Here is a 9,978-nt window from a genome sequence, read left to right on the forward strand (position 1 = left end):
CTTAAACCTCCTTATAATTTTTTCTTTAGACTTTTAGTAAATTTAAAGTTTTCATACGTAATCTCCACATGCAGTCCTCCACTCTCATCAAAAATACTTAACCTATATGGAGTAAAACCTTTCTTCTTTATCAAAACTTTTGCAGAGTCCCTATATTTATTTCTTTCTTCAAGCTTAAATTCAAAGGTAAGATATTCTTCTCCATTTATTTTCTCAGTGTTTACCTTATTAGCATTAGATAACTTTTCATAAAATCCCCCCATTAACATCTGTTTATTTAAGGATTTTATAGTTATTAATGATATAGACTGATTAATGGAAGGATGCTCAACAAAAATCTTGTCATCTGTATTTAAAATTATTATACCTTTACTTTCCTTTGGTTTTAAAATCTCCAATCTATATTTATTAGGCTTTGTATATATTTCTTCTATTAAATATATTGATTCTGTTTCCTCGGAAATAATCTTAACATTAGCTTTACATTTATATCCATTACAGTTTTCATAGGTTTTTTCAATTTTCGACAAGACCCTTTTATCTTTATATGGTAGTTTGTTATTATAAGAAAATTTGCATGATGTCAATAAAACCATAGTACTCAATATAAATAATAGGAGCCTTTTCAATATCACCCCAACCTTTACTTATAAATTTTTTTGATACTATCGGGGATACATTCCAAAATATCTGTAGAAATAATTCCATATTCTCCTTTATAGGCAGTTGCTAAATCTCCTGCTAATCCATGGCAAAATACACCTAGCTTTGCTGCATCAAATGGTCTTATTCCCTGACCTATAAAAGAGGCTATAATTCCTGTAAGTAAATCCCCAGACCCTGCAGTAGCCATTCCTGGATTTCCAGTTGCATTTATATATAATTCTCCACTAGGTTCAGCAACTATAGTATTACATCCTTTTAGAACTACTATTATATTATATTTATGAGAAGTATATTTAGAATAATAAATTCTATTTTCTTGAATTTCTTTTATATTTTTTCCAAGAAATCTAGCTAATTCTCCAGGATGAGGCGTAATAACAATTGATTGGTTTCGATTATATAAAATACTTGGATTAAAAGACAAACAGTTTATTCCGTCTGCATCTAAAACTATTGGAATATTACAATTCTTTATAATTCCTTCTATTAAATAGGCCCTTTCTTCATCTGCTCCTATGCCAGGCCCTATAGCCAATACATTCATGTTTTCTATTCCTTTAAGAATATCAATTAATGAATCTTTTGTAAAATATCCCTTGTTATCTTCTGCTGACTTTACTATGGCTTCCGTAAGTTTTATAGACATTATGGTTTCTAAGGATTTAGGTATTATGGTATATACCAGACCAGAACCAGTTCTTAGTGCTGCCATGGAAGTTAAATAAGGTGCTCCTACCATACCTCTACTTCCACCTATAATAGCTACTCTTCCATAAGTTCCCTTGTGACTATCTTTTTCTCTCTTAGGTAATAGTTTTTTTATTGAATTATCTATTTTAATATTTATGTCATTACTTCTATATCCCATTGCAAAGGCTATAGCATAGTTTTCTTCATGTGAGATGGATACTTTCATTCCATCAAAGCCCAATTCTTGAAGTTTCAAACTTCCGCTTCCAATGAGATTTACATATGGTTTCCCATTATCATAATGAAGTATCTCTATTTCTTTCCATCTTACCATACCAATTCCCGTACCTAGAACTTTACTGATAGCTTCTTTAGCAGCAAAAATACCTGCTACTGTTGTAGCTTTATCATTACCTTTTACAATATATTCTATTTCTTTCGGTGTAAATATCTTATGATAAAATCTATCCTTTTTCTCTAAAATTATATTTTTTATTCTATTTACATTTACAATATCTGTTCCTATATCTATCATATTTTCATAAAACATATTATTTAAATCTCTCTCTATCAATTTTTTCAATAATTTCTGAACCTAAAAGTCCATGAAGAAATGTATATGTTTCATTTACCCATTCTTCATAATCATGCTTTGTCTTCATTAGCTCCTTTAACCTTTGCCTTAAAACTTCTATTTCATTTACTGATTGATTAACAATTTTTTCCCTAGCCTTAAGTTCACTATATCCATATTGAATAGTTGCATTTAAAAGTTTAAGATTTGATTCCCTTATTTCCTTTGGTATGGTTTCAAGTTGAAAAGTAATTTCCTCTAATTCTTCATTTATATCAATCATTCGATTTTTATAATCATCTAAAAGCTTTATGTTTTCAACCTTATTATCATTATTTATGGAATCAGATACTCCTAGAATCATCTTCATACATTTCATTTTTTCTTTTTGTAATTCTTTATTTTTAGTTTCTATTTCCTTCTCCTTATTTACAAGTTGAGTAAGTTCTTCTTTTGCATTTTGAATATTCTTATCATTAGCATCTCCAAATAACTTATTCCAAGAATCATCATTATGCAATAAGGATATTTTATTTTTAATCAATATACTTTCATCTAAATTAATAGTCTTACCAAACATTAAATCACTCCTTAAGTATAATTTTACTCTTTTATTTGAATTTTTCAAACATTATAATTTACTTTGTTCACAGAAAAAGTTGATACGGAGGATTTTTTATAAAGATTTCTACTAAATATTATAAGTTATATTCCTTTTTTTTGCATTAATATAAATAGTTCTATAGTCAATACTATTATAATAACTGGAGGTGACAATATGAAGGATAAAGAAAAGCTTAATCAGCCCTATTATACTGATAATGTTAGTAAAAAACAATCTAATTTATCTAATAAAAAAAGTGATATAGATGATTCTGGATTTTATTCAAATAGTGAAGTTTTTCCTCCTAGAGGAAGCTTTATAAATATACCAGAAGATGTTCTATTTAACTCTAAAAGTAATTCATTAAATAATATAACTGAAGATAAAAATAGGACTATTGGCTCAGACTTATATAAAGAAACAAAGAAATAAAATAATGATTGCCAAGAAACAAGTCCTCTTGGCAATCATTATTTTATTTTCTAATTGTTAATTATTATTTTATTTTCCTACTTCCTGGTTTCACTATGGTTAATCCTTCCTTACATAATGGACATTCTTCTATATCATAAGTTTTTATCTCTAATTTAGTACCACCATAGACAGGATATTTAATATCTTCTTTAGACCTATCGACTATACACGCTATTCCAACTACTACTCCACCATATTCCTCCACAACTCTAATAGCCTCATATGCTGATTTACCAGTGGTTACAACATCTTCAGTGATGAGTACCTTTTGCCCTTTTTCAATATGGAAACCTCTTTTTAGTTTCATTTCCCCTTCTTCTCTTTCAGTAAATATAGCAGGTTTACCTAATTGACGTCCTAGTTCATAAGCTACAATAATTCCTCCCATAGCAGGTCCTACAACTATGTCAATATCTAAATCTTTTACTTTTTCTACTATATAAGCTATGGCTTTTTCTGCTCTATCTGGATATTGCAATAGTTTTGCACATTGTACATATCTATCACTATGTTTTCCTGATGATAATAAAAAATGTCCTTCAAGCAATGCATTTGATTCCTTTAATAAATCAATTATCATTTTAAAACCCCTTTCTTCAGTTTGCAATTAAGGATTAACAGTTAACAATTGAAAACTAAAAAACTAATTAATAAATTAATGTTTTGATTGTTCTTTGTTAATTGTCTTAAATTATTCCTCTGATTTCTTTTAAGGATTTAACTCCTTGCTTTTCCATAAACTCTTCAATGCCTTTAATAATATCCATACTAATATTTGGTTTGATAAAATTAGCACTTCCCACTTGAATAGCTGTAGCTCCTGCCATAATAAATTCTATGGCATCTTCAGCTGTTGTTATTCCACCTATGCCTATTATAGGCACATCTACAACCTGATTTACTTCATATACCATTCTTAAAGCAATGGGCTTAATACATGGTCCTGATAGACCTGCAGTTATATTGTTAAATATAGGTCTTCTTTTATAAATGTCTATTGCTAAAGCATTAAAAGTATTTACAAGAGAAAGTCCATCTGCCCCAGCTTCTACACAAGCATAAGCCATCTCTTTTATGTTTTCCGCATTTGGAGATAGCTTTACTATCATTGGTTTTTTAGATACTTTCTTAGCTTCTTTTACTATTTCGGATGCAGTATTACATTTTATACCAAAGGCCATACCACCCTCTTTTACATTGGGACAAGAGATATTTAATTCAATGAAATTGACTGAAGCATCATTTAATAACTCTATCCCCTGTAAATAATCATCTAAAGTACTTCCTCCTAGATTAGCTAATATTACTGTATCTTTTTTCTCCAAAAATGGTAGTTCTTCATCAATAAATCCCCTTACCCCAGGATTTTGTAAACCTATACTATTCATAATCCCTGATGGAGTTTCATATATTCGTATTCCCTTATTTCCATTTCTTTTATTTAGGGTGAGGCCTTTAGTAGATATACCTCCTAATTTTTCTATGGGAAAATATTCTTCAAACTCTCTCCCAAAACCAAAGGTTCCCGAGGCAGCTATGACTGGATTCTTAAGTTCTATACCACATATGTTTACCTTAGTCATGTAATATAACCTCCTCACCTTTGAATACTGGACCTTCCTTGCATACCCTTTCCATTCCTCTGATGGTTTCTATTGTACATCCAAGACAAGCACCTATACCACAAGCCATACGAGATTCCATTGAGACATATACTGGTACTTCACCCTTACACATTTTTATAACTACTTCCATCATAGGAGTTGGTCCACAGGTTAAAACTAAGTCGTATTTACTTGGGTCAAATAACTCAGTTACAAATCCCTTATGTCCAATAGAGCCATCTTCTGTAGCAATAAAAATATTCTTTACGTAGGGTTTTATTTGGTCTAAAAAGTAAGCATCATTTCTAAAACCACTATATATAGTAACTTCTCCTGAAAGATTTTTAGCTAAATATAACATAGGTGCAATACCTATCCCACCAGATAGCAATGCAATTTTCCCTTTTAAATTTAAATCAAATCCATTGCCTAATGGTCCTAGTACACTTAATCTGTCACCTTTTTTTAATCTTGATATGATATGAGTACCTCTACCCCTAACTTCATATAGAAATTTAATTTTTCCATTGTCTAAATCAGCAATACTTATGGGTCTAGGTAAAAATGGATCTAATCCATTCCATCCCCTAATCATATAGAATTGTCCAGGGAACCCCTTAAATTCTCCTTCAAGAACAATCTCATATATATTTGGGCTTATTTCAGTATTTGAATAGATTATTCCGTCTTTATAGCTATCCTCCATAGCCTATATCCTCCCTCATGGAAAGTACTGCTTCTCTAGTATATTTTTCAAAATTAAGTACTCCGTCTTCATGCTTCTTATAAGCTGTAATTATACCTCTTGAAGAATTTACCACTCCACCATTTCCTTCATTAAGGTAAAGACTTACATCTTTACCCTTAGCCCCTTGAGCACCATATCCAGGTATTAGGAAATACATATCTTTATATTTTTCTCTAATTTCAATTGCTTCATCTAGATGAGTGCCACCGACTACAGCACCAATTAAGCTATAACCTGATCTCCCAATATATTTTGAACCCATTTCTTCTAGTTTGTCACCTACATGATAATAAAGACTCTTACCTTCCACATTTAGATACTCTATATCTTTTGCACCTGGATTAGAAGTTCTTAGAAGTACAAACACACCCTTACTACCCTTATCTAAATATTTTAAATATGGAGTAATACTATCAAAGCCCATATATGGGTTAAGGGTAATAAAATCAGTTTCAAAATCTCCTTCAAAATGTGCTTTAGCATACATATCTGCTGTAGAAGCAATATCTCCACGTTTTACATCTCCTATGGACAGTGCATTAATACTCCTTAAATATTCTAGGGTTTTCATATAACCAAATAATCCTCGAATTCCATAGGACTCATAATATGCGATTTGCAGCTTATAAATTGCAGTTATATCCTCCGTACAATCAATTATTTTTTTATTAAATTGAAAAATAACCTCATCTATATCTTTATACTTCTTCTTCATTTTCTCAGGAATATAATCTAAACTTGTATCCAATCCAACGCAGACATTGCCTTTTCTTTCTACCTCATTATATAATCTATCAATTATCACTTCTTCACCCCTAAATATCTTATTCCTTATTTATATATTTAACTTCTCCATTTTTGAATGTCATTACTACTTCCCCATAAAACTTCATTCCATTAAATGGAGTATTTTTCCCCTTAGATATAAATTTTTCTCCATCTACTATAATTTCTTTATTTAAATCCAATAAAACTATATCTCCATCATAGCCTTTTTCTATTTTACCTTTCTTAACATTCATTATTCTTCCTGCATTTGCTGACATAATCTTAGATAATTTCATTAAATCTATTTTACCAGATCTAACTAGAGTAGTATAGGAAACAGGAAATGCCGTTTCTATTCCTGATAATCCCGGAGCACCTTTTTCTTTATCTTCTTTAGTATGTGGTGCATGGTCTGTAGCTATAGTGTCTACAGTTCCATCTATTATACCTTGAATAAGTGTTTCTGCATCTAATTTCGTCCTTATAGGAGGATTAACCTTAAAATCATTATCCCAAAGGGCTATATGATGTGGTGTTACTTCACATGTAACATTAACCCCTTCTCTCTTTGCACTTTTTACTTCCTCAATAGCCTCTATTGTACTTACATGGCATAAATGTAGCCTCGCTCCCGTTACTTTAGATAAATAAATATCTCTAATTGTAATAATATTTTCCGATATTCTATAGTCAATTGGAGTTAGCTCATCATCTTCTGCATGGGTCATAATAGTTAGTCCCTTTTCCTTAGCTTTAATCATAGCATTATACATAACTATATTTGACTTTACTCCTTTTCCGTCATCGGATATAAATTTTACTCTACTATCTAAAGTACCTAAATGCTCAAGGGTATGCCCATCAAAGTTCTCTGTTATAGAAACTGTTTGGTGAACATCTGCTAAATTTAGTTCCTCTGCTTTATTTAATACATATTCTACTGTGTCCATGGAAGAGCAAATGGGATTAGTATTTCCCATTAAGTTAACTAATGTATACCCACCCTTTAGTGCGGCCAGTCCTCCAGTAAGTAAATCCTCTTTATAAGTGAATCCTGGCTCTCTAAAATGAACATGTAGGTCAATGAAAGAAGGCATTAAAATTAAGCCTTCTCCATTTATTGTTTTACAATTATAGTTTAAATTTGTACCAAAGTCCTTTATTTTTCCATCTCTAATATATAAATCTCCAATAAAATCTTTAGACTCATCCACTATTCTTGCTTTCTTTATAAGAACCTGCATTTTATCCCTCCCAAGAATATATTTGGTCGCAATATTCACACTTATACGTTCCCTTTTCCTCGTTTATTAAAACAAATTTATGGACTATTCCCCTTTCGTTAGATGTAATACATCTTGGGTTTTTACATTCAATAATTCCTTCTACCTTATCTGGCAATGATAACGTAATTTTTTCTGTAATTTTTTCATCTTCAATAATATTCACAGTAATATTTGGATCAATAAATCCTAACATTGCCAAATCTATATCTATAACATTTTCAATCTTAATCATATCTTTACATCCATGTTTCTTACTAGTAGCATTCATTATAAGAGCTACAGTAAAATTAGCCTCATCTAGTTTTAAATGTTTAAATATAAAAAATCCATATCCTGGTTTAATATGATCTATTACAATACCTTTTGAAATACTATTAATATTTAACATTATTTCACCCCCAATAATTTAGCAATTAATGCCATTCTAACAAACATACCGTATTTTGCTTGTCTAAAATACCAAGCCCTAGGATCACTATCTACTTCCATGCTTATTTCATTTACTCTTGGAAGTGGGTGAAGGATTATTAAATCTGACTTAGCTAACTTTAACTTAGCATTATCTAAGATATAGCTGTCTTTTAATCTTATATAATCTGCCTCATTAAAAAAACGCTCTTTTTGCACTCTAGTCATATATAGTATATCCAGCTTATCTATAACTTCCTCAAGCCTTTCCACTTCTACATAATCAAGTGACTTCTTGTCTAAAATTTCAGTTTTAATATATTCTGGTGTTTGCAATTCATTAGGGGATATTAATATAAATCTAATATTATCATATCTTGACATTGCCTTTATTAAAGAATGGACTGTACGACCAAATTTAAGGTCTCCACATAATCCTATGGTTAAATTAGAAAAGTTACCTTTAGCTACTTTAATAGTCAAAAGGTCTGTAAGTGTTTGAGTTGGATGCTGGTGACCACCATCACCGGCATTGATTAAAGGAACATCACAAAAGAGTGAGCTATACTTTGGTGCACCCTCCTTTGGATGACGCATAGCAATAATATCTGTATATGCTGCAACAGTTCTTATAGTATCAGGTAGGTTTTCTCCTTTAGTTACAGAACTTGAACCCGGTTCTGAAAAACCTATTACCCTTCCTCCTAGTCTATTCATAGCAGCTTCAAAACTTAATCTAGTTCTAGTGCTAGGCTCGAAAAATAAAGAACCTAATACTTTCCCATCACATAGATGTGTGAAGTCTTCCGGACTTCTAATAATTTCTTCTGCTAATTGGAATATTTCCTCTAGTTCCTCCACTGTAAAATCTTGTGGATCAATTAAATGTCTTCCTTTTAACATTTTAAAACCTCCTTTAGTCTTATAGACCTTTAAAGGATTAGCGTTCAAAAAAACCTTCCATTAAAGGAAGGCACAAATATGCTGCAATTATTTATCTACGCTCTCCTTCCTAACCTCACGGGATTAGATTAAAGGTATTTATATTTATATCATAATAACACAATATAAATAAAATGTCTATAAATTTTATTCTAATTATGCTTAGAATTTTTTATCTAAAAATGGAAAACTCCGAATAAAGGAGTTCTCCATTTTTATTATTTCATTTGCTGATTTGTGTTCGCTGTATTTGTACTATTTGCAGCAGATGTTAAAGTAGTTTTTATTTGATTTACATCATTCTGATTAGCTGGCGGTGCTGGAGTATAATATCCTTTCTGCTGTGCCATTTGATATATTTGATATTGCATTTGTTCAGCTTCATTTCTTAATGTTTGTAAAGTTGTTCTTAATTGTTGATTTGAACACTCCATTATAGCTGTTGTATAACTGTTTATACTCGCCTTACTTCCTGCCAAAATATCGTTTACAATATCTCTTTCTTGCATCATTTACCATCCCTCCTATTATAGTGAATTAATTAGGTTAGTAGCAGTAGTTTTCGCATCTGTACTAGCTTGTTGAAGCATTTGCTTTAATTGTGGATCTTGAACTTGACTTGCATAAGTTCCGAATTTAGTGCTCATAGTTAAATGTCCACCTGCTATTTCTTTTACACAGTTGAGTTCTTGTTGAGTTACATTATTTAAATTCACAGTATTTTTAAGTGCCATAATTACACTCCTTTCAATTTTCTATTTCCATTTTATTATTTGCTAAAATATTTTTTTTATTCTGCCAAAAGATTCTTAAATATAATTAAAAAGATAGGAAAAACTAAATTCAGGAGGTGTAAAAATGAAGAAAATTCCTAATATAAAAAATAATTCTGAGTTTAATATATATTATCAAAACGAAAATCTTCAGAATACAGATTTTGTAAATTATGATGCTTTGAACAATAGGCGGCCAGATGCTTATATAGGTTTATTTAATGATATATTTCTGTATCCGCAATCCTTTTTTGTGAATTCTGATGATTCAGCATGGTATGATGAATTGTAAAAAATGTAAATTTATAGTTGACAAAGTTTTAAAAACACATTATAATAGTCTTTAAAATTAACTGAATATAAACTCTTATCGAGAGAGGCGGAGGGAATGGCCCTATGAAGCCCGGCAACCTGTATTATTACAAGGTGCTAAATCCAACG

General features: G+C 30.6%; 14 protein-coding genes and 1 riboswitch (1 of these 15 only partly in view). Of the genes, 2 read left to right on the forward strand and 12 right to left on the reverse strand.

All coding sequences use genetic code 11. The features are described from left to right. Window positions 1-11: 11 nt before the first annotated feature. The 3 genes from RT714_RS03040 to RT714_RS03050 are packed head-to-tail and all read right to left on the reverse strand — an operon-like array spanning window position 12 to window position 2,510. On the reverse strand, window positions 12-596 hold the full coding sequence (locus tag RT714_RS03040) for a hypothetical protein (RefSeq protein ID WP_313756136.1): 585 nt from the start codon (window positions 594-596) through the stop codon (window positions 12-14). A gap of 47 nt (window positions 597-643) precedes the next feature. After that, entirely contained in the window at window positions 644-1,906 is a 1,263-nt protein-coding gene (locus tag RT714_RS03045) for an NAD(P)H-hydrate dehydratase (RefSeq protein WP_313756137.1), read from the reverse strand. A gap of 1 nt (window position 1,907) precedes the next feature. Then, window positions 1,908-2,510, reverse strand: coding sequence for a hypothetical protein (locus tag RT714_RS03050; protein WP_313756138.1), 603 nt, complete (start codon window positions 2,508-2,510; stop codon window positions 1,908-1,910). Between the two features lie 198 nt (window positions 2,511-2,708). Here RT714_RS03050 and RT714_RS03055 point away from each other — a divergent pair, with 198 nt between their 5' ends. After that, a complete protein-coding gene (locus RT714_RS03055; RefSeq protein ID WP_313756139.1) occupies window positions 2,709-2,966 on the forward strand; it encodes a hypothetical protein in 258 nt (85 codons plus the stop codon). 64 nt (window positions 2,967-3,030) lie between these two features. Here the strand turns inward: RT714_RS03055 and pyrE are convergent, their stop codons facing one another. The 9 genes from pyrE to RT714_RS03100 form a co-directional block, all read right to left on the reverse strand. Continuing rightward, a complete protein-coding gene (pyrE, locus tag RT714_RS03060; protein WP_313756140.1) occupies window positions 3,031-3,588 on the reverse strand; it encodes an orotate phosphoribosyltransferase in 558 nt (185 codons plus the stop codon). 106 nt (window positions 3,589-3,694) lie between these two features. Beyond that, the gene (locus RT714_RS03065) at window positions 3,695-4,591 is read right to left on the reverse strand and encodes a dihydroorotate dehydrogenase (protein WP_313756141.1); all 897 of its coding nucleotides are present in this window, start codon (window positions 4,589-4,591) and stop codon (window positions 3,695-3,697) included. Next, window positions 4,584-5,318 carry a dihydroorotate dehydrogenase electron transfer subunit gene (locus RT714_RS03070; protein ID WP_313756142.1) on the reverse strand — a complete coding sequence of 245 codons (735 nt, stop codon included), beginning with the start codon at window positions 5,316-5,318 and terminating at the stop codon, window positions 4,584-4,586. Before RT714_RS03070 ends, RT714_RS03065 begins: the two co-directional genes overlap by 8 nt. Further along, a complete protein-coding gene (pyrF, locus tag RT714_RS03075; protein WP_313756143.1) occupies window positions 5,308-6,165 on the reverse strand; it encodes an orotidine-5'-phosphate decarboxylase in 858 nt (285 codons plus the stop codon). The genes RT714_RS03070 and pyrF overlap by 11 nt, the downstream gene beginning before the upstream one ends. A 19-nt stretch (window positions 6,166-6,184) precedes the next feature. Then, window positions 6,185-7,372: a dihydroorotase gene (locus RT714_RS03080; protein ID WP_313756144.1), complete on the reverse strand. Its 1,188-nt coding sequence runs from the start codon at window positions 7,370-7,372 to the stop codon at window positions 6,185-6,187. A 1-nt stretch (window position 7,373) separates the two neighbouring features. Then, entirely contained in the window at window positions 7,374-7,802 is a 429-nt protein-coding gene (locus RT714_RS03085) for an aspartate carbamoyltransferase regulatory subunit (RefSeq protein ID WP_313756145.1), read from the reverse strand. Further along, complete coding sequence (gene pyrB, locus RT714_RS03090; RefSeq protein ID WP_313756146.1) at window positions 7,802-8,725, reverse strand: aspartate carbamoyltransferase; 924 nt, start codon at window positions 8,723-8,725, stop codon at window positions 7,802-7,804. The genes RT714_RS03085 and pyrB overlap by 1 nt, the downstream gene beginning before the upstream one ends. Window positions 8,726-8,982: 257 nt before the next feature. Beyond that, on the reverse strand, window positions 8,983-9,276 hold the full coding sequence (locus tag RT714_RS03095; RefSeq protein WP_313756147.1) for a spore coat protein: 294 nt from the start codon (window positions 9,274-9,276) through the stop codon (window positions 8,983-8,985). 15 nt (window positions 9,277-9,291) lie between these two features. Beyond that, entirely contained in the window at window positions 9,292-9,498 is a 207-nt protein-coding gene (locus tag RT714_RS03100; protein ID WP_072974734.1) for a hypothetical protein, read from the reverse strand. Window positions 9,499-9,622: 124 nt separating this feature from the next. Between RT714_RS03100 and RT714_RS03105 the strand changes: the two genes are divergently transcribed. After that, on the forward strand, window positions 9,623-9,829 hold the full coding sequence (locus tag RT714_RS03105; protein WP_313756148.1) for a hypothetical protein: 207 nt from the start codon (window positions 9,623-9,625) through the stop codon (window positions 9,827-9,829). Between the two features lie 72 nt (window positions 9,830-9,901). Beyond that, window positions 9,902-9,978: riboswitch (SAM riboswitch) on the forward strand (it continues 38 nt past the right edge of the window).

It is taken from the genome of Tissierella sp., assembly GCF_032104385.1.
GTDB lineage: Bacteria > Bacillota > Clostridia > Tissierellales > Tissierellaceae > Tissierella.